We start from the raw sequence: 19,153 nt of genomic DNA, 5'->3' as shown, positions 1-19,153 counted from the left end.
GGATAGGAGTTGGTAGTTTTGAAATGGTCCGAAATCAGCATTCACACAACACATGAAGCGGTCGAACCCATCTCAAATATTTTGCATGAAGCTGGTGCGAGCGGGGTTGTCATCGAAGATCCGCTTGATTTAATGAAAGAGCGTGAGAATGTTTACGGGGAAATCTACCAGCTCGACCCCAATGATTACCCCGATGAGGGTGTCATTGTCAAAGCGTATCTGCCGATCAACAGTTTCCTCGGCGAAACGGTGGACGGCATTAAAGAGACGATTAATAATCTGCTTTTGTACGACATTGATTTGGGCAGAAACACAATCACCATTTCTGAAGTTAATGAAGAAGAATGGGCGACAGCTTGGAAAAAGTATTATCATCCTGTGAAAATTTCTGAAAAGTTCACGATCGTTCCCACTTGGGAAACGTACACACCTGTTCATACAGATGAACTGATTATCGAAATGGATCCGGGTATGGCATTCGGTACGGGAACGCATCCGACAACCGTTCTGTGCATTCAGGCGCTTGAGCGTATCGTTCAAAAAGGCGACCGTGTCATTGATGTCGGCACCGGTTCAGGAATTTTAAGCATCGCGGCCGCCATGCTTGAGGCCGAATCGGTTCATGCGTATGACCTTGATCCGGTCGCTGTTGAAAGCGCGCGTCTGAATGTAAAATTGAACAAAGTGAGTGATACGGCCGAAGTGAAGCAGAACAATTTGTTAGACGGCATCACGGGCGAACATGATGTCATTGTCGCAAATATTTTGGCGGAAGTGATTCTCCGCTTTACATCACAGGCGTACGACCTGCTCAAAGACGGAGGCCATTTTATTACTTCAGGCATTATCGGCCAGAAAAAACAGGAAGTAAAAGAAGCGTTGGAAAAAGCCGGCTTTACCATCATAGAAATTCTGTCTATGGAAGATTGGGTCAGCATCATCGCGAAAAAATAACAGTTAGTAGGTGTCACAGCGTATGCAACGATATTTTATCGAGCTCACGAAGCAGGAGATGGACGAAACTCCCGATTTTCAAATCACGGGGGAAGACGTCCACCATATAGCGAACGTCATGAGAATGAGTGCGGGCGGCCGGATTATCTGCTGTTCGAAAGACGGCCATGAAGCGTTATGCCTGCTTAAAGAGGTTTCTAAAGATCATATATCATGCAGCATTGCTGAGTGGACGGGTGAAAACCGTGAACTGCCGCTGAAGATCAGGATCGCAAGCGGCCTCCCGAAAGGCGATAAGCTTGAATGGATTATCCAAAAAGGGACCGAGCTGGGGGCTAGTATGTTCATCCCCTTTCAGGGCGCCAGATCCGTCGTTAAGCTAGACGACAAAAAGGCAAAGAAAAAGCGGGAGAGATGGGCGAAAATCGCGAAGGAAGCGGCGGAGCAATCGTACCGCAATGAAATTCCCGAAGTGAAAACCGTTCATACGTTCCGGCAGCTGCTTGAAATGGCGGAGAATGTCGATAAATGTGTCGTTGCATACGAGGAGTCATCAAAGCAGGGAGAAACGGGCGCTTTCGCTGCGGAGCTCAAAAGCCTTCCGCAAGGTTCGTCTCTTTTAATCGTATTCGGCCCTGAAGGCGGTCTGACTGAGTCTGAAGTTCATCAGCTTTCAGAAAAAGGCGCCGTCTTATGCGGCCTCGGACCGAGAATTTTACGGACTGAAACTGCGCCTCTTTACGCGTTAAGCGCAGTTTCCTATCATACAGAGTTATTAAGAGGTGATCAGTAATGGCAACTGTTGCTTTTCATACCCTTGGCTGCAAGGTCAACCATTATGAAACAGAAGCAATCTGGCAGCTGTTTAAAGATGCGGGTTATGAACGAAAAGAATTCGAACAGACAGCAGATGTATATGTCATTAATACATGTACGGTAACAAACACGGGAGATAAAAAAAGCCGTCAAGTCATCAGACGGGCGATCCGCCAAAATCCTGACGGCGTCATCTGCGTAACAGGGTGCTATGCGCAAACCTCTCCGGCGGAAATTATGGCCATCCCGGGTGTTGACATCGTCGTCGGCACGCAGGATCGTGAAAAAATGCTCGGTTACATTGAGCAGTACAGGGAAGAGCGCCAGCCGATCAACGGCGTCGGCAATATTATGAAAGCACGCGTGTTTGAAGAGCTGGATGTTCCCGCTTTTACTGACCGTACAAGAGCGTCGTTAAAAATCCAAGAGGGCTGCAACAACTTCTGTACGTTCTGCATTATCCCTTGGGCGCGCGGCCTGCTTCGTTCCCGCGATCCGGAAGAAGTCATTAAACAGGCGCAGCAGCTGGTGGATGCCGGCTATAAAGAAATCGTCCTGACGGGGATTCATACGGGCGGCTACGGCGAAGATATGAAAGATTATAATTTCGCCAAGCTTCTCCGCGAGCTTGATACACGTGTAGAAGGACTGAAGCGGATCAGAATTTCATCTATTGAAGCAAGCCAAATCACTGATGAAGTGATTGAAGTGCTGGATGCGTCTGATAAAATCGTCCGTCACCTTCATATCCCGATTCAGTCAGGATCAAACACCGTTCTGAAACGGATGAGACGCAAATATACGATGGAATTTTTCGCGGACCGTTTAAATAAGCTGAAAGAAGCGCTGCCGGGTCTTGCCGTCACATCTGATGTCATCGTCGGTTTCCCGGGAGAAACGGAAGAAGAATTTATGGAAACATACCGGTTCATTAAAGAACATAAGTTTTCAGAGCTTCACGTATTCCCTTACAGCAAACGCACCGGAACACCTGCGGCCAGAATGGAAGACCAGGTTGACGAGAACGTGAAAAACGAACGGGTGCATAAGCTGATCGCGCTGTCTGACCAGCTTGCAAAAGAATACGCCTCCGATTATGAAGGAGAGGTTCTGGAAATCATTCCGGAAGAGGCGTTTAAAGAGTCTGATGAAGACGGCATGTTCGTCGGCTATACGGACAATTACATGAAAGTCGTCTTCAAAGGCACGGAAGATGTAATCGGCAAACTTGTCAAAGTCAAAATTCAAAAAGCGGGCTATCCGTATAATGAAGGGCAATTCGTCCGCGTCGTTGAGGATGAAATGACCCGGAACATGCGCATGTCTTCATAACAGATAAAAAAACCGGTGCCTTCCCGCATCGGTTTTTTTACGGTTTCGGAGGAATCAGCCTGTCAATCAGCCGGTAAAACAAATGTGTGAACGGCAGAAACAATAAGGCGGTGACTACGTTAAATAACAGGCTGAAATGCGCAATCATCTGCGCGGGATCATCAGACAGGCGCTCCGTAAAACCTGCTGATGCGGACAGGAAGGGAAATACGAGCAGCACGCCGAGAATATTAAACACAACGTGAGCACCGGCGGTCTGTCTGGCGGCATAACCGCCTGAAACAGCAGCCATGACGGCCGTGACGCATGTCCCGATATTAGATCCCAGAACGACGCTGACCGCTTGTTCAATGCCGATCACCCCTTCGTTCATAAAACTCATCAAAATGCCGATGCAGACGGAGCTTGAATGAATGATTGCCGTCAATATCATGCCGATAAAAAGAGCGGACCAGCTCGAATCATTCACATGCCGCAAAACCTCCGCCCCCGCCTTCATTTCTGTCAGCGGAACGGCGAGCCGGCTGAAGCATGTGATGCAAAAAAAGATGATGCCGAGACCGAGGAAGCTTATGCCGATCTGCCTGAACGGATATTTACGGAGGAGGATAAACACAAGGCCTCCGATAAAAAGCACCCAAATGAGCACATCCATCTTTATGGCTAAAAACTCCGTCGTAAACGTGGAACCGACATTCGTACCGAGAATCATCGGAATGGTCCGTTTAAAAGATAAAGCGCCTGCGCTGACAAAGCCGATGACAATGACCATGAAGGCTGAGCTGCTCTGAAGAAAACCGGTGAACACGATGCTTATGAGAAAAGCTTTCAAAGGGTGGTCGGTAAATAAGAGCAGGCTTTTCTCAATTTTTGAATACGTTAATGCGATCAGCCCCTGCCTGAGCAGGCTCATTCCGAGTAAAAAAACCAGGATAAGTGCGGTAAAGAGAATCAGTATCATCAAACGAAACACCCCTTTCCATCATTATATAGACAAGCAGCCTTATTCATGACGGAAAAGTGAGCTCGCTTAGTTGACCTGACTGATGGCTTATATTATAATGTCAAAGTACATGTTTATATATGTATCTTTTTAAAGGTAGTCGATTGGTGTATTCGGAGGGAGGGAAAGAGAATGTCAAAAACGGTCGTTAGAAAAAACGAATCGCTTGAAGATGCTCTTCGTCGCTTCAAACGCAGTGTATCAAAGACAGGTACTTTGCAAGAAGCAAGAAAGCGCGAATTTTATGAAAAACCTAGCGTAAAGCGCAAGAAAAAGTCAGAAGCTGCTAGAAAACGCAAATTCTAAAAGAGGGTGGATTTATGAGTCTTCTTGAGCGACTTAACCAAGATATGAAGCTGTATATGAAAAGCCGTGAGAAAGACAAACTGACTGTCGTTCGAATGGTGAAAGCTTCACTTCAAAACGAAGCAATTAAGCTTAAGAAAGACAGTTTGACCGAGGATGAGGAACTTACTGTCCTATCTCGTGAACTTAAGCAACGTAAAGACTCCCTCCATGAATTTTCAAACGCTAATCGTTTAGATTTAGTAGATAAAGTTCAAAAAGAGCTGGACATTTTAGAAGTTTATTTACCGAAGCAGCTTTCTGAAGAAGAGCTGCAGACAATCGTAAATGAAACCATCGCTGAAGTCGGTGCGAGCTCCAAAGCGGACATGGGCAAAGTGATGAGTGCTATTATGCCTAAAGTAAAAGGTAAAGCTGACGGCAGCGTAATTAACAGACTTGTCAGCAGTCAATTATCTTAATTGACAAGAAAAAAGACATCTTTCCTTGAGAGATGTCTTTTTTTATACATAAAAAAATGAAACTAAAGTACATTTGTTACGTATATAAAGAAGAACGAAACGGGAAGGAGGGTATATTTGCCTTGTTCCGAAAAAAAACCGGAATTGCTGTTGCTCTATTGGGCTTATTTGTATTATCTTTATTAGGGGTTCAATTGAACGCGAAAGCTGATCACCCATCGGTTTATGTCATCCCGGTTGAGAAAAATGTCGAACAGGGGCTCGCCTCGTTTTTATCGCGTTCTTTCAAAGAAGCGAAAGAGTCCGGCGCGTCACACATTATTCTTGACATCAATACACCGGGAGGCGCCGTTCAATCAGCCTTGGATATTGCGGATATCATCGGCCGCGCGGATGTGCCTGTTACCGCTTACGTTAATAAACGGGCGCTTTCTGCCGGAGCGTATATAGCGCTCCAGGCAGATGAAATCTATATGGCGCCGGGCGGAAAAATGGGTGCCGCAGCCATCATCGACGGAAAGGGAAACGCGGCAGACAAAAAGGCCCAATCACTGTGGCATGCAGAAATGGAGGACGCAGCGGTTAAAAACAACCGAAATCCGAAATACGCCCTGGCCATGGCAGATCCCGCCATTAATGCAAAGGAAGCGGGCGCCCCAAAGGGAAAACTGCTGACACTGACAGCTGAAAAAGCCAAGGAAGTCGGATATTCGGAGGGCACGGTTTCAGACCTTGATGCTTTATATACAAAGCTCGGTTTTGACAAAGCGGATGTTCACCATGCAGAAGAAGGTTTCGTCGGCAAACTGGGCAGATGGCTGACAAATCCGTTTGTTGTCCCCGTCTTATTAACGCTTGCTTTGCTTGGTTTGACCATTGAATTGTTCTCGCCGGGCCTCGGGATACCGGGTGCCGTCGGACTGACAGCCATGCTGCTGTTTTTCACCGGGCATATCGCTGCCGGATTCGCCGGCTATGACAGCGTATTCTTATTTTGCGCGGGCTTGGTTTTTATCCTTTTAGAGATATTTCTGCCCGGAGGCATAATCGGTCTTATCGGTATTGCAGGCGTCATCGCGAGCCTCTTTCTCGCTGCGGGCAGCTTTACCGTAATGGCGGTTTCTCTCTTGATCGCCATTGCTGTGTCTATTACAGCCTTTATCATATTAACAAGGGTGTTGGGGAAACGAATGAAATTCTTTAAAAAATTAATATTAACTGATTCAACAAGCACGGAGAGCGGTTATGTTTCAAATCAGAACCGGACGGAGCTGTTGGGAAAAGTCGGCGTTACCGCTACAGCCCTCAGACCGTCAGGCACCGTCATAATTGATGATGAACGTCTGGATGTCGTCTCGGAAGGATCATTCACTGAAAAAGACAGACAGGTGAAAGTAGTGAAAGCGGAAGGCTCACGCATTGTCGTGAGAGAAATATAGATGATAACCTTGAGGAGGAATTAGATGGAACTGTCAAGTTTGGCGATTTTAGCATTAGTTGCTGCTGCCATTATTGTGTTAGTCATATTCTTCACCTTTGTACCGGTGATGCTATGGATTTCGGCGCTTGCGGCAGGAGTCAGAATCAGCATTTTCACTTTGGTCGGGATGAGGCTGCGGCGCGTCATACCAAGCCGCGTTGTCAATCCGTTAATTAAAGCGCACAAAGCCGGCCTGTCCGCAACAACAAATCAGCTCGAAAGCCATTATCTGGCCGGAGGTAATGTCGACAGGGTGGTCAATGCCCTGATTGCGGCACAGCGCGCCAATATTGAGCTGTCATTTGAACGCTGCGCAGCCATTGACCTGGCCGGGCGTGACGTATTGGAAGCCGTACAGATGAGCGTCAATCCGAAGGTCATTGAAACACCGTTTATCGCGGGTGTCGCCATGGACGGAATTGAAGTAAAAGCAAAAGCCAGAATCACGGTAAGAGCCAATATTGAGCGCCTTGTCGGAGGAGCGGGAGAAGAGACGGTTGTCGCCCGTGTCGGAGAAGGGATTGTCTCGACAATCGGTTCTTCACACAATCATAAAAAAGTGCTTGAAAACCCTGATATGATTTCTCAGACCGTACTTGGCAAAGGGCTGGATTCAGGCACCGCATTTGAAATTCTTTCGATTGACATCGCCGACGTTGATATCGGCAAAAACATCGGAGCGATTCTTCAGACGGATCAGGCAGAAGCAGACAAAAACATTGCGCAGGCCAAAGCCGAAGAGCGCCGCGCCATGGCGGTCGCCCAAGAGCAGGAAATGCGCGCTCGCGTAGAAGAAATGCGTGCGAAAGTCGTAGAAGCAGAAGCCGAAGTGCCGCTTGCGATGGCAGAAGCGTTGCGTGAAGGAAACATCGGCGTCATGGACTATATGAACATAAAAAATATCGACGCGGATACGGACATGAGGGATTCTATCGGCAAGCTGACGAATGACCAGCAAGATGAAGACCAACAATAACCTCTCTATTAAGGAGGGAGCCGCTATATGCACGAGATTCTGACAAATCCGCTCGTCATTGCCGCCGTCATCGGCATTATATCGGCAATATTCGGCAAGAAAAACAAAGATGAAAAACGTCCGCCGGGTACACGTCCCGGAAATCAGGCAAAAAAGCAGGATCAAAAACAGCCGCAGAAAGAGCATAAGCCGGAAGCGGAAGAATTGCCTGCCGTTTCAGAAGAGAACCCTTTTGAGCAAAAAAGAAGGGAAGCTGAAAAGCGCCTAGCGGAGACGGAGCAGATGTTTAACGGGCTCGAACATAAGCTGACATCCGCACGCGCACGAAACGCGTCTCTGAAGAAATCAGCCCTCAAAATAAATAAAGAAACTGCGGTCCAAGGCATTATATTCAGTGAGGTTTTGGGTCCGCCCCGTGCAAAAAAACCGCACCGGACCATGCGGAACATCGGTAAAAAATAAAGTGTTAGAACCCCTTTTCAAATCATACATATGAGATGAAAGGGGGTTCTTTTTTTATGGGGCAAAGAAAGAATCGTGTAAAGGCATGGCTGACAAGAGCATTGGAAATTCCCCCGGACGTTATGATGGATCTGCCTCGTATTACGATGGTCGGCAGACTTCATATCTACATAGAGAATCACAGAGGCCTCCTGCTGTTCAGTGAAGAAGAAGTCAGGCTGATGCTCAAGCAGGGGCAGTGTATCATATCAGGAAAAAACTTGGTCATTAAGGCAATCCTTCCTGAGGAAATCCTTTTGGAAGGCACGATAGATCACGTACGATATGTCGATTCATAAAGCCGGGGGGAAATAATGTGAAAAACAAATGGCTGTCATTTTTTTCGGGTAAAGTCCAAATGGAAGTCAAAGGAAAAGGGATTGAACGGCTGCTGAATGAATGCACGAGAAACGGAATCGCCATCTTTGCGGTGAAAAAAAAGCAAGACTGTGTTCTGCTGATGATTCAGCTTCAAGATGTACATGCTTTCAGAAGAGTCATCAGAAAACATGAATGCAAAGCAAGCTTTACAAAAAGAAAGGGTCTTCCCTTTCTGCTTCTCAAATCAAAGTTAAATCTGGGCTTCACTGCGGGATTTGTGATATTTTTTGTTATATTGTTTCTTTTGTCCAACATGATTTGGGAAATTGATATTAAAGGGGCCAAGCCAGAAACCGAGCATCAGATGGTAAAGCACCTTGAAGAAATCGGTGTGAAAAAAGGCCGTTTGCAATTTTTAATGATGACGCCGGAAAAAATTCAAAAATCATTAACAAACGGCATCGATAATATTACGTGGGTCGGTGTGGAATTGAACGGGACAGCCCTTCATATGAAAGTGGTCGAAAAGAACGAACCGACAAAAGAAAAGTACGTAAGCCCCCGCCATATCGTTGCCAAAAAGAAGGCGGTCATCAAAAGGATGTTCGTGCAAAAGGGGCAGCCGATGGCTTTTGTGAACGATCATGTTGACAAAGGACAGCTCCTCGTCTCAGGACTGATCGGAAATGAAGACCGGAAAGTCGCCTCAAAAGCGGAAATTTACGGAGAAACATGGTACAAGTCAGAAGTAACCGTGCCTCTTGAAACATCATTTACGCTATATACGGGTAAAGTAAGGACGAAGCACAAGCTGTCTTTCGGATCATGGGGCGTTCCTTTTTGGGGCTTTGAATTTAATGAGAAGCCGCTGAAACATCCGAAAACAGAGGAAGAAAAGCATCCGTTTCAATTTCTGGGGATGAAGCTTCCGGTTTCTTACGTTCAAGAACAGACAAGAGAAAGTGAAACATCCGTGCGGACTTATACGAAAGGCGAAGCGGTTCAGGCCGGTATCAAAATGGGAAGACAAGATGTAGAAAAGCGATTAAACGGCAGCGGAGAGGTGGAAAGTGAAAAAGTTTTGCACCAATCCGTTGAGAATGGTAAAGTAAAGTTGATTATTCTCTACCAAGTTATAGAAGATATCGTTCAAACCACACCTATTGTTCAGGGAGACTAAAGAATGGCAGAACATTTACTTGCGATTAATCACAAACTGAAAAGCCCGGACGAAGCACTTTCTTTGTTCGGCAGCCAAGATGCCTTTTTACATTTAATGGAGAAGGATCTGGGCATTAGCCTCATCACACGCGGTGAAACCATTTACGTTTCCGGGAATGATGAAACATTTGAGATCGCTGACAGATTATTGGGCTCGCTCCTTACTTTAATTCGCAAGGGGATCGAGATTTCGGAACGTGATGTGCTGTATGCCGTGAAAATGGCAAAAAAAGATGAACTGGACTATTTTGAAAGCATGTATGAAGAGGAAATAACGAAAACGGCAAAAGGCAAACCGATCCGTGTCAAAACCATCGGCCAAAGAGAATATGTGGCGGCGATGAAGAAAAACGACATGGTGTTCGGCATCGGGCCGGCGGGAACCGGCAAAACTTATTTGGCGGTCGTAAAAGCGGTGCATGCTTTAAAAAACGGCCACATTAAAAAAATCATTTTAACAAGACCCGCTGTGGAAGCCGGCGAGAGCCTCGGTTTTCTGCCCGGAGATTTAAAGGAAAAAGTAGATCCTTATCTGCGCCCGCTGTATGATGCGCTCCATGATGTGCTCGGAAGCGACCATACGGAGCGTCTTATGGAAAGAGGGGTTATCGAAATCGCCCCGCTTGCCTATATGAGAGGGCGGACGCTTGACGACGCGTATGTGATTCTTGATGAAGCCCAGAATACCACTCCCGCTCAAATGAAAATGTTTTTGACGAGATTGGGTTTTGGCTCTAAAATGATCATTACGGGCGACGTAAGCCAAATTGACCTGCCGAAAGGCGTCACATCGGGACTTGCAGTAGCGAAGGACATGCTGAAGGACGTAAACGGCATCTCCGTGATTGAACTTGACCAGACAGATGTGGTCAGGCATCCGCTTGTTGCAAAAATTATTGAAGCTTATGATAAGCAAAAGTAATGCAAAAATGACCCGATCTCCCGTTATCGGGTCATTTTTATATGATGTGTTCCTGATGTTTCAGGGAGGAGGTTCTTGTTTTGAAAAAGAAGGGAAAGGGCAAAAGCGCCCGGGAACGGTTCCGCAGTTTCAGACATGCCCGCTCAGCCCATGTGCTGCTGTACCTGCTGCTTTCAGCGATCATGTTTGGTTTGCTCTTTATTCATGTAAAACCTGAATCACTTAATTTGGATTTGTTTGCAGTCAGTGATAAAACGATTTACGCGCCCGCCACAGTGGAAGATCAGCAGGCGACGGAATCGAAAAAACAGGCGGCCGAAGATGCGGTGGAAGATCAATACACTCTGAAAAAAGGCTATACCGACAACCGGCTTGACCTGATCACTTCCATTTTTGACAGTATCGGCGAAGTGAAAAAAGATGCGGAAAAAGACAAAAAGTCACCTTCGGAAAAATCACTGGTAAAATCGGTGAAAAACAAGCTGACACAGGATGTCAATGAATCCGTCTCGGAAGATGCCATTAAATCGCTTCTCCATGCAAACAATGAAGATTTCTCATTTGTGAGGGATTCCGTCATTACCGCGGTGAATACGGTGATGAGCAGTGAAATTCCTTCTGAAAAGCTTGCTGAAGCGAAGGATAAGGTCGCAAAAGAGCTGAAAAGCGCTTCTGTGCCGTCAAAATATTTAGCGGCTGCGACTGAAATCGGAAAATACGCGGTCATCCCGAATTACGTTTTTGATCCGAAAGCGACCGATGAAAAACGCCAGGAAGCGTCAGACAGCGTCCAGCCGGTACAGATCAAACAGGGACAGGTTCTCGTGGAAGAGAATGATCTGATTGACCGGGAAGTATACAGGAAGCTTGAACTGACGGGTCTTTTGAATAATTCCAACCTGTTAAAACCGATCAGCGGTCTCCTTCTGATGATCGGCCTGTTTATTGCCACGCTTGTCTACTATTTTGAGAAACAGCAGCAGGAGCTTAAGCTGAAAAATAAATCTCTTTTGCTGTTTTCTATCATTACAACGCTTATTCTCGTCATTATGGAAGTCGTCAGTCTCTTTCAGAAGATTGAATACACCAATATCGGCTATCTTGTGCCGATCGCCGCCGGCGCGATTTTAATCAGGCTGCTGCTCAATGAAAGGCTCGCCATTTTAGGAAGCATCATTCTGGCGATCTGCGGCAGTATGATGTTTAATCAGGGTGTGACGGGAACATTTAATTACGTCATCGGCATTTACTATTTAATCAGCAGCATTTCAGGCATTCTGTTTTTGGGAAAACATAATGCGAGATCAAAAATATTGCAGACGGGACTGTTCGTCTCATTTATTAATATGATTATCGTGCTGTCGCTTTTATTAATACAAAATACGGCGCTGTCACCGGTTGAAATCGGAACGCTGATGCTGATGGGGGTCGTCTCGGGACTTGCTTCATCCGTTTTGATTATCGGTCTGATGCCGTTTTTTGAGACGGGATTCGGCATTCTTTCAACAATGAGGCTGATTGAACTGTCTAATCCGAATCATCCCCTGCTTCGAAAGATTTTAACGGAAACACCCGGTACATATCATCACAGCGTCATGGTGGCAAATCTGTCGGAAGCGGCTTGTGAAGCCGTAGGGGCAAACGGTCTTTTAGCACGGGTCGGAGCGTATTATCACGATCTCGGCAAAACGAAACGTCCGCAATATTTTATTGAAAATCAGATGAATATGGATAATCCGCATGACAAGCTGTCTCCTCAGCTCAGCAAAAATATCATTATCGCACATACGACAGACGGTGCGAATATGCTCAGAAGCTATAAGTTTCCGAAAGAGCTTGTGGATATCGCGGAGCAGCATCACGGAACGTCCCTTTTAAAATTCTTTTATTATAAAGCGAAAGAAAAGGGCGACCAGATTACAGAGAAAGAGTTCCGCTACCCGGGGCCGAAGCCGCAATCGAAAGAAGCGGCTATTATCTCAGTGGCCGACAGCGTTGAAGCCGCCGTCCGTTCCATGCATAATCCCAATCCCGAGCGGATCGAAAAACTGGTGCGGGGAATTATATCCGATAAGCTTCAGGACGGACAATTCTCAGAATGTGATCTCACGTTCCGAGAACTGGATACGATCGCAAAAACACTATGTGCGACTTTAAAAGGAATTTTCCACTCCCGGATTGAATATCCGGAGGCTACGAAGAAGGTGAAATAAATGGGTTTACTCATAGATATTGTTGATGAAACGAACAGCGTCTCAGCTGATGCGCTCCAAGAAGTGGAGAAGCTGCTCCAATTCGCGGCGGAAAAAGAAGGCGTTCAGGACCAGGCTGAAGTATCGGTCACGATTGTGACAAATGAGGAAATCAGAGAAATCAACAGAGACTACCGGGGAAAAGACACTCCGACTGACGTCATTTCGTTTGCGCTTGAAGAAGAAGGCGAAGACGAGGTTGAAATCGTAGGCGCCGACATGCCGCCTGTTTTAGGAGATATTATCATCAGCGCAGACAGAACGAAAGAGCAGGCGGAAGAGTACGGCCATTCGTTTATGAGGGAGCTCGGTTTTCTGGCCGTGCACGGCTTTTTGCATTTGCTTGGCTATGATCACATGACAAAAGAAGAAGAGGAAGAAATGTTTTCAAAGCAAAAGGATTTGCTGGATGAGTATGGACTCACGAGATCATAAAAACGAGTGGAGCAGGTTCCTGAAGAGCTTTGTCCATGCATGGAGGGGAATCTGGAAAACGGCGCGGTCAGAGCGGAATTTTCAATTTCATATTACCGCGGCCTGCGCCGTTATCGTTTGCGGTTTTCTCACCGGGCTGAGCACAGCCGAATGGGCCGTTGTTTTGGTGCTGATCGGAGGAATGCTTGCTTTGGAGCTTTTAAATACGGCGATAGAGCATGTTGTGGATTTAGTTACCGATCAGTATCACCCGCTCGCAAAAGCGGCAAAGGACGCGGCCGCCGGAGCCGTTTGCGTCTTTGCCGTGATATCGTGTATCATTGGTTTACTCATCTTCTTGCCGAAGATATGTTAGCAGAAGATTCTTACAATTATTTTACATTGCCAAAAATGGGCGTGAAAAACCAATCATAATTATGTAAAATAAAAGTGACAGCGGTATCATACAGGATAAAGGTAAGAGAGGAATTAAGTACACATGAACAGACAAGAATTGATTGCAGAAGCATTAAAAGCGCGGGACACAGCGTATGTGCCGTATTCAAATTTCAGAGTGGGAGCCGCTCTTCTTACCAAAGACGGAAAAGTGTACAGAGGCTGCAACATCGAAAATGCGGCATACAGCATGTGCAACTGTGCTGAACGCACGGCGATATTCAAAGCTGTTTCCGAGGGGGATACGGAATTTGCGATGCTCGCCGTGGCTGCGGATACTCCGGGACCGGTTTCGCCGTGCGGAGCCTGCAGACAAGTAATTTCCGAGCTGTGCTCAAAGGATATGCTTGTTATTCTGACCAACTTACAAGGACAAATAAAAGAAATGACTGCGGAAGAATTATTACCAGGCGCATTTTCATCGGAGGATTTACATGACGAACGAAAGCTTTAAATCAGGATTTGTATCTATCATCGGAAGGCCGAATGTAGGAAAGTCTACCTTTTTAAACAGGGTCATCGGTCAAAAGATCGCCATCATGAGCGACAAACCCCAGACGACAAGAAATAAAGTCCAAGGGGTGCTGACAACCGGCACGTCGCAGACCATTTTTATTGATACACCGGGCATTCACAAACCAAAGCACAAGCTTGGCGACTTTATGATGAAAGTGGCGCAGAATACGCTGAAAGAAGTTGACTTGGTGTTATTTATGATTAACGCCGAAGAAGGGTACGGAAAAGGCGACGAGTTTATCATTGAAAAGCTCGGACAGACGTCTACACCGGTCTTTCTGATCGTAAACAAAATTGATAAGATCCACCCTGACCAGCTGCTTCTTTTAATTGATGAGTACCGTACGCGCTATCCGTTTAAAGAAATCGTGCCGATCTCAGCTTTGGAAGGGAACAACGTCGAAACCCTTCTCGCGCAGATTGAAGCGTATTTACCGGAAGGGCCTCAGTTCTATCCGAGCGATCAGGTGACTGACCACCCCGAGCGGTTCATTATTTCTGAACTGATCAGAGAAAAGGTGCTCCATCTGACAAGGGAAGAAGTGCCGCACAGCATCGCTGTCGCTATCGAGTCCATTAAAGGGCAGGAAAACGGCTCCGTCCATGTCGCTGCCACCATTGTGGTCGAGCGGGATTCTCAAAAAGGCATCGTCATCGGCAAAAAAGGAGCGCTTCTGAAAGAAGTCGGCAAAAGAGCGCGGGCTGATATTGAAGCTCTTTTGGGCTCACGCGTTTACCTGGAATTATGGGTGAAGGTGCAGAAGGACTGGCGGAATAAAATGTCTCAGCTGCGTGATTTCGGCTTCAAAGAGGATGAATATTAATTCATCTAAGGCGCATGCCTGAGGTGTGAGATTACCTCACAGAAGCAGGGATTCGTTAGCAAAATTTGTTTAACATGAAAAGGAGGACATCAGGTCAAGATAAGGGTAAGAATTTGGATTTGCAAGCTAGTTTAATGATGAAAGGTGGGTTTTTTGTGTTGAATTTTACCTGGAACGTATTTTCTCAAACAGGAAGTGTTGATACGTACCTTCTTTTTAAAGAACTGGAAAAAGAGAACCTGGAAAGACCCGAAGAACCGGAAGATGAGCTAGCCCGAATTGATTTTCCAATTTTGTAAACCTCTTGGCCCCTCCCATTGTTGGAAGGTGCGGAAATGCTGACTAAATGTGAAGGAATCGTGCTCCGTACGAATGACTACGGGGAGACGAATAAAATCGTGACATTGCTGACGAGGGAACACGGCAAAATCGGCGTCATGGCAAGGGGCGCCAGGAAGTCAGCCAGCCGGCTGTCAGCAGTCAGCCAGCCGTTTTTGTACGGGTCATTTTTAATGCAAAGAACATCCGGACTCGGCACGCTCCAGCAGGGTGAAATGATTCTCAGCATGAGAACGATCAGAGAAGATTTATTTTTGACGGCGTATGCCGCTTTTATCGCTGAACTCACTGACAAAGGAACGGAAGAGAAGAAACCGAACCCCTATTTATTCGAATTGATTCTCGAATCCTTTAAGAGGCTGAATGACGGGACTGACCCGGACGTGATCACCTTCATCGTGCAGATGAAAATGCTCGGCGTCATGGGGCTGTATCCGGAGCTGAATCATTGTGTCCACTGCAAAAGCGGGGAAGGAACGTTTCATTTTTCGATAAGAGATAACGGGTTTATCTGCCACCGCTGCTTTGAAAAGGATCCGTACAGAGTTCCGATTTCGCCGCAAACGGCAAGGCTGCTAAGGCTTTTTTATTACTTTGATATCGGAAGGCTCGGCAGCGTCTCGTTAAAACAGGAAACCAAAAACGAAATTAAACGGGTCATTGATCTGTATTACGAGGAATATTCAGGACTTTATTTAAAGTCAAAACGGTTTTTAGATCAGATGGAAAGCATGAAGAACCTTTTGGATGAAAACAAAAGTTGACATTCTGCCCATCTTTTTATATGATCATTTATTATAAAATATGTTGCAGTGACAGAAAGAAGTACTTGCGTCCAACTCATACAAGCGACCTTAGGGCAGTGTAAGCTAAGGATGAGCGCGCAACGAAAGGCATTCTCGAGCAACCCTTTAAAAAGAGGCTGAGTGATTCACATCCTCAGCAACTAGGGTGGAACCGCGGGAGAACTCTCGTCCCTATGTTTGCGGCCGGCAAGCATAGAGACGGGAGTTTTTTGGTTGCCGCCGCACTTGTAAAAGAATGGAGAAAGTGGAGGTGCTTGAAATGAACATTCAAGATATGATTTTAACCTTGCAGAAGCACTGGTCGAATGAAGGCTGTGTGCTCATGCAGTCGTATGATGTGGAGAAAGGCGCAGGCACAATGAGCCCGTATACATTTTTACGAAGCATCGGGCCGGAACCGTGGAGAGTGGCTTACGTTGAGCCGTCCAGACGGCCTGCGGACGGACGGTACGGTGAAAACCCGAACAGGCTCTATCAGCATCATCAATTCCAAGTCATTATCAAGCCGTCGCCTGATAACATTCAAGAGCTTTACCTTGATTCATTGCGTGCGCTCGGCATTGACCCGCTTGAACATGATATCCGTTTCGTAGAAGACAACTGGGAAAACCCGTCTTTAGGCTGTGCAGGTCTCGGCTGGGAAGTATGGCTTGACGGGATGGAAATTACTCAGTTTACATACTTCCAGCAGGTGGGCGGAATTGAATGTAAACCGGTATCCGTTGAGATCACGTATGGTATTGAACGTCTCGCGTCATATATTCAGGATAAAGAAAACGTCTTTGATCTTGAATGGACGTCAGGATTTACTGTGAAAGATTTATTTATGATGGCTGAATATGAGCATTCCGTTTATACTTTTGAAACATCTGACGTGGATATGCTTTTCCATTTGTTCAGCACCTATGAAAAAGAAGCGATCAGACAAATGGATAACGGGCTCGTGCATCCGGCCTATGATTATGTGCTGAAATGCTCTCACACATTTAATCTGCTCGATGCAAAAGGCGCGATCTCGGTGACGGAGCGGACGGGTTATATCGGCCGTGTCCGCAACTTAGCGAGAAAAGTGGCAAAAACGTATTATGAAGAACGGGAAAAATTAGGGTTCCCAATGCTTAAAGAGGAGGGCTCTTCCCATGAGTAAACAAGACTTGCTTTTAGAGATCGGACTCGAGGAAATGCCGGCGCGGTTTTTACATGACAGCATGGTGCAGCTCGGTGAAAAGCTGACCGACTGGCTGGCTGAAAAAAATATCGCCCATGGCGAAGTGAAACTTTTTAATACGCCGAGACGTCTGGCAGTATATATAAAAGACGTAGCAGAAAAACAGGCTGATATTCAGGAAGAAGCAAAAGGCCCTGCGAAAAAAATCGCTCTGGATGCTGACGGAAACTGGACAAAAGCCGCTATCGGATTTTCAAAAGGCCAAGGCGCCGGAGTGGATGATCTGTATATAAAAGATGTAAACGGCACGGAATATGTCTTCGTTCAAAAATTCCAGGCGGGACAAGAGACGAAGACACTTTTACCGCAGCTGGAAAATTTGATTGCCGGAATGCATTTTCCGAAAAACATGCGCTGGGGCACGCAGGATCTGCGCTATATCCGTCCGATCAAATGGATTATCGCTCTCTTTGGGAAAGACGTCATTCCGTTTGAAATCACAAATGTCGAGACGGGCCGGAACACGCAGGGACACCGCTTTCTCGGCCAAGAAGTATCTGTTGATGCACCGTCATCATACGAAAAGCTGCTGAAAGAACAAAGCGTCATTGCTGACCCGAAAGAACGCAAACAAATGATCCAAAGCCAGCTGGACGCGCTTGCGGCCGAGAAGAAATGGAACATTCCGATCGATGAGGACCTGCTGAACGAAGTCAACCATCTGGTGGAATACCCGACGGCGCTTTACGGATCTTTTGAATCCGAGTTTCTTTCTATCCCTGAAGAAGTACTTGTAACAACAATGAAAGAGCATCAGCGCTACTTCCCGGTAAAAGATGAAAACGGGAATCTGCTGCCTCATTTTATTACGGTAAGAAACGGGAACAGCCATGCAATTGAAAATGTTGCCCGCGGAAACGAGAAAGTGCTGAGAGCAAGGCTTTCAGATGCTGCGTTCTTCTACAAAGAAGACCAAAAGCTCAACATTGATGAAAACGTGAAGAAACTGGAAAATATCGTTTTCCATGAAGAGCTCGGCTCCCTTGGAGATAAAGTAAGAAGAGTGGCCGCCATTGCGGGCAAACTTGCCGTCCGCCTGAAAGCGGATGAACAGACGCAAAACCTTGTGAAGCGCGCCGCAGAGATTTCTAAATTTGACCTGGTTACACATATGATCTATGAGTTCCCTGAGCTTCAGGGCGTGATGGGAGAAAAATATGCGCGCATGCTCGGTGAAGATGAAGCCGTCGCTGCCGCTGTCAATGAGCACTATATGCCGAGAGCGGCCGGGGGAGAAGTGCCTTCAACCTTCACCGGCGCGGTTGTAGCGTTAGCTGATAAACTGGACACGATTGCTTCCTTCTTCAGCATTGACGTGATTCCGACAGGTTCTCAGGACCCGTACGGATTGCGTCGTCAGGCAAGCGGCATCGTTTCCATTCTGATCGACCGCAACTGGGGCATTTCTTTTAAAGAGCTGCTGTCATTGACAGAAACGGAAAAAGAAAATGAGCTCCTCGATTTCTTTACACAGCGTCTGAAATACGTCTTAAACGCTGAAGACATCCGTCATGACGTTATCGAAGCCGTTCTGGACAGCACAGAGCTTGAGCCGTATGCAGCCGTTCATAAAGCAAGAGTGCTTGAGAAGCACCTCGGCACACCCGGATTTAAAGAAACGGCTGAATCACTCGGCCGGGTCATCTCCATCAGCAAAAAAGGCGAGAGCCGCGATATCAATCCGGATCTGTTTGAAAATGAACAGGAGAAAAAGCTGTTTGACGCTTATCAAAAAACAAAAGACAGTGTCGCGGAAAGCTTTGCCTCCAAAAACTATGAACAGGCGCTTGCCGTGCTCAGCGGATTAAAGGAGCCGATTGAAGACTACTTTAATCACACGATGGTAAATGCGGACGATGAAGCATTAAAAACCAACCGTTTAGCGCAAATGACCGCTCTTGCAGATGTAATCAAGTCTTTTGCTAATATGAATCATCTTATTGTAAAATAAAGAAAAAGACGGTTGCTGTGTGATCGGCAATCGTCTTTTCCCCTTTTACATAAACATCACAGAATGAAAACATA

The 19,153-nt window shown here is 46.4% G+C and carries 20 protein-coding genes and 1 pseudogene; 20 read left to right on the top strand and 1 reads right to left on the bottom strand.

Translation table 11 applies throughout. From position 1 onward, the window contains the following. Positions 1-18: 18 nt before the first annotated feature. The 3 genes from prmA to mtaB are packed head-to-tail and all read left to right on the top strand — an operon-like array spanning position 19 to position 3,102. Positions 19-954: a 50S ribosomal protein L11 methyltransferase gene (prmA, locus tag AC1RRX_RS07545; protein ID WP_012118021.1), complete on the top strand. Its 936-nt coding sequence runs from the start codon at positions 19-21 to the stop codon at positions 952-954. A gap of 22 nt (positions 955-976) precedes the next feature. Beyond that, positions 977-1,747 carry a 16S rRNA (uracil(1498)-N(3))-methyltransferase gene (locus AC1RRX_RS07540; protein WP_015417848.1) on the top strand — a complete coding sequence of 257 codons (771 nt, stop codon included), beginning with the start codon at positions 977-979 and terminating at the stop codon, positions 1,745-1,747. Beyond that, positions 1,747-3,102: a tRNA (N(6)-L-threonylcarbamoyladenosine(37)-C(2))-methylthiotransferase MtaB gene (mtaB, locus tag AC1RRX_RS07535; protein ID WP_014305444.1), complete on the top strand. Its 1,356-nt coding sequence runs from the start codon at positions 1,747-1,749 to the stop codon at positions 3,100-3,102. The genes AC1RRX_RS07540 and mtaB overlap by 1 nt, the downstream gene beginning before the upstream one ends. A gap of 37 nt (positions 3,103-3,139) precedes the next feature. Here the strand turns inward: mtaB and AC1RRX_RS07530 are convergent, their stop codons facing one another. Next, positions 3,140-4,066: a Na/Pi symporter gene (locus AC1RRX_RS07530; protein WP_007408277.1), complete on the bottom strand. Its 927-nt coding sequence runs from the start codon at positions 4,064-4,066 to the stop codon at positions 3,140-3,142. Between the two features lie 171 nt (positions 4,067-4,237). On the opposite strand from AC1RRX_RS07530, the gene rpsU reads away from it, so the two are divergent. From rpsU to glyS, 17 genes and pseudogenes are all read left to right on the top strand, one after another. Next, positions 4,238-4,411, top strand: a complete 174-nt coding sequence (gene rpsU / locus AC1RRX_RS07525; RefSeq protein ID WP_003152957.1) for a 30S ribosomal protein S21 — start codon at positions 4,238-4,240, stop codon at positions 4,409-4,411. Positions 4,412-4,425: 14 nt separating this feature from the next. Continuing rightward, complete coding sequence (locus tag AC1RRX_RS07520; protein ID WP_007408278.1) at positions 4,426-4,872, top strand: GatB/YqeY domain-containing protein; 447 nt, start codon at positions 4,426-4,428, stop codon at positions 4,870-4,872. Positions 4,873-4,994: 122 nt separating this feature from the next. Then, positions 4,995-6,311 carry an NfeD family protein gene (locus tag AC1RRX_RS07515; protein WP_040237908.1) on the top strand — a complete coding sequence of 439 codons (1,317 nt, stop codon included), beginning with the start codon at positions 4,995-4,997 and terminating at the stop codon, positions 6,309-6,311. A 24-nt stretch (positions 6,312-6,335) separates the two neighbouring features. Next, a complete protein-coding gene (gene floA / locus AC1RRX_RS07510; protein ID WP_144464146.1) occupies positions 6,336-7,328 on the top strand; it encodes a flotillin-like protein FloA in 993 nt (330 codons plus the stop codon). A 27-nt stretch (positions 7,329-7,355) separates the two neighbouring features. Next, positions 7,356-7,790: a YqfB family membrane protein gene (locus tag AC1RRX_RS07505; RefSeq protein WP_007408281.1), complete on the top strand. Its 435-nt coding sequence runs from the start codon at positions 7,356-7,358 to the stop codon at positions 7,788-7,790. Between the two features lie 56 nt (positions 7,791-7,846). Beyond that, positions 7,847-8,128 carry a sporulation protein YqfC gene (gene yqfC / locus AC1RRX_RS07500; RefSeq protein ID WP_003152966.1) on the top strand — a complete coding sequence of 94 codons (282 nt, stop codon included), beginning with the start codon at positions 7,847-7,849 and terminating at the stop codon, positions 8,126-8,128. A gap of 17 nt (positions 8,129-8,145) precedes the next feature. Continuing rightward, positions 8,146-9,370 (top strand): annotated as a pseudogene (yqfD, locus tag AC1RRX_RS07495) (sporulation protein YqfD). Further along, positions 9,334-10,293: a PhoH family protein gene (locus AC1RRX_RS07490; protein WP_007408283.1), complete on the top strand. Its 960-nt coding sequence runs from the start codon at positions 9,334-9,336 to the stop codon at positions 10,291-10,293. The pseudogene yqfD and the gene AC1RRX_RS07490 overlap by 37 nt, the downstream one beginning before the upstream one ends. Before the next feature lie 80 nt (positions 10,294-10,373). Then, positions 10,374-12,506 (top strand): HD family phosphohydrolase, encoded by a 2,133-nt coding sequence (locus AC1RRX_RS07485; protein ID WP_007408284.1) that lies wholly within the window; start codon positions 10,374-10,376, stop codon positions 12,504-12,506. Beyond that, positions 12,507-12,980, top strand: a complete 474-nt coding sequence (gene ybeY, locus AC1RRX_RS07480; protein WP_003152973.1) for an rRNA maturation RNase YbeY — start codon at positions 12,507-12,509, stop codon at positions 12,978-12,980. It begins immediately after the preceding gene. Continuing rightward, positions 12,961-13,335: a diacylglycerol kinase family protein gene (locus tag AC1RRX_RS07475; RefSeq protein WP_003152974.1), complete on the top strand. Its 375-nt coding sequence runs from the start codon at positions 12,961-12,963 to the stop codon at positions 13,333-13,335. Before ybeY ends, AC1RRX_RS07475 begins: the two co-directional genes overlap by 20 nt. 123 nt (positions 13,336-13,458) lie before the next feature. After that, positions 13,459-13,869 (top strand): cytidine deaminase, encoded by a 411-nt coding sequence (locus AC1RRX_RS07470; RefSeq protein ID WP_003152976.1) that lies wholly within the window; start codon positions 13,459-13,461, stop codon positions 13,867-13,869. Then, positions 13,850-14,755 (top strand): GTPase Era, encoded by a 906-nt coding sequence (era, locus tag AC1RRX_RS07465; RefSeq protein WP_007408285.1) that lies wholly within the window; start codon positions 13,850-13,852, stop codon positions 14,753-14,755. Before AC1RRX_RS07470 ends, era begins: the two co-directional genes overlap by 20 nt. Before the next feature lie 155 nt (positions 14,756-14,910). After that, positions 14,911-15,054: a YqzL family protein gene (locus tag AC1RRX_RS07460; RefSeq protein ID WP_007408286.1), complete on the top strand. Its 144-nt coding sequence runs from the start codon at positions 14,911-14,913 to the stop codon at positions 15,052-15,054. 36 nt (positions 15,055-15,090) lie between these two features. After that, complete coding sequence (gene recO / locus AC1RRX_RS07455; RefSeq protein WP_007408287.1) at positions 15,091-15,858, top strand: DNA repair protein RecO; 768 nt, start codon at positions 15,091-15,093, stop codon at positions 15,856-15,858. A gap of 301 nt (positions 15,859-16,159) precedes the next feature. Next, entirely contained in the window at positions 16,160-17,047 is an 888-nt protein-coding gene (gene glyQ, locus AC1RRX_RS07450) for a glycine--tRNA ligase subunit alpha (protein WP_003152984.1), read from the top strand. Further along, on the top strand, positions 17,040-19,079 hold the full coding sequence (gene glyS / locus AC1RRX_RS07445; RefSeq protein ID WP_047935962.1) for a glycine--tRNA ligase subunit beta: 2,040 nt from the start codon (positions 17,040-17,042) through the stop codon (positions 19,077-19,079). Before glyQ ends, glyS begins: the two co-directional genes overlap by 8 nt. The last annotated feature ends 74 nt before the right edge of the window (positions 19,080-19,153 follow it).

The sequence above is a fragment of the Bacillus sp. GW821-FHT11D08 genome (assembly GCF_058808515.1).
The sequence above is the reverse complement of the archived record's forward strand: the minus strand, read 5'-3'. Positions and strand labels throughout refer to the sequence as shown.

Bases quoted from the DNA above. Each gene is read 5' to 3' on its own strand.
- AC1RRX_RS07540 (WP_015417848.1), top strand. From the start codon at position 977: ATGCAACGATATTTTATCGAGCTCACGAAGCAGGAGATGGACGAAACT.
- mtaB (WP_014305444.1), top strand. From the start codon at position 1,747: ATGGCAACTGTTGCTTTTCATACCCTTGGCTGCAAGGTCAACCATTAT.
- rpsU (WP_003152957.1), top strand. From the start codon at position 4,238: ATGTCAAAAACGGTCGTTAGAAAAAACGAATCGCTTGAAGATGCTCTT.
- AC1RRX_RS07520 (WP_007408278.1), top strand. From the start codon at position 4,426: ATGAGTCTTCTTGAGCGACTTAACCAAGATATGAAGCTGTATATGAAA.
- floA (WP_144464146.1), top strand. From the start codon at position 6,336: ATGGAACTGTCAAGTTTGGCGATTTTAGCATTAGTTGCTGCTGCCATT.
- AC1RRX_RS07505 (WP_007408281.1), top strand. From the start codon at position 7,356: ATGCACGAGATTCTGACAAATCCGCTCGTCATTGCCGCCGTCATCGGC.
- yqfC (WP_003152966.1), top strand. From the start codon at position 7,847: ATGGGGCAAAGAAAGAATCGTGTAAAGGCATGGCTGACAAGAGCATTG.
- AC1RRX_RS07490 (WP_007408283.1), top strand. From the start codon at position 9,334: ATGGCAGAACATTTACTTGCGATTAATCACAAACTGAAAAGCCCGGAC.
- ybeY (WP_003152973.1), top strand. From the start codon at position 12,507: ATGGGTTTACTCATAGATATTGTTGATGAAACGAACAGCGTCTCAGCT.
- AC1RRX_RS07475 (WP_003152974.1), top strand. From the start codon at position 12,961: ATGGACTCACGAGATCATAAAAACGAGTGGAGCAGGTTCCTGAAGAGC.
- AC1RRX_RS07470 (WP_003152976.1), top strand. From the start codon at position 13,459: ATGAACAGACAAGAATTGATTGCAGAAGCATTAAAAGCGCGGGACACA.
- era (WP_007408285.1), top strand. From the start codon at position 13,850: ATGACGAACGAAAGCTTTAAATCAGGATTTGTATCTATCATCGGAAGG.
- recO (WP_007408287.1), top strand. From the start codon at position 15,091: ATGCTGACTAAATGTGAAGGAATCGTGCTCCGTACGAATGACTACGGG.
- glyQ (WP_003152984.1), top strand. From the start codon at position 16,160: ATGAACATTCAAGATATGATTTTAACCTTGCAGAAGCACTGGTCGAAT.
- glyS (WP_047935962.1), top strand. From the start codon at position 17,040: ATGAGTAAACAAGACTTGCTTTTAGAGATCGGACTCGAGGAAATGCCG.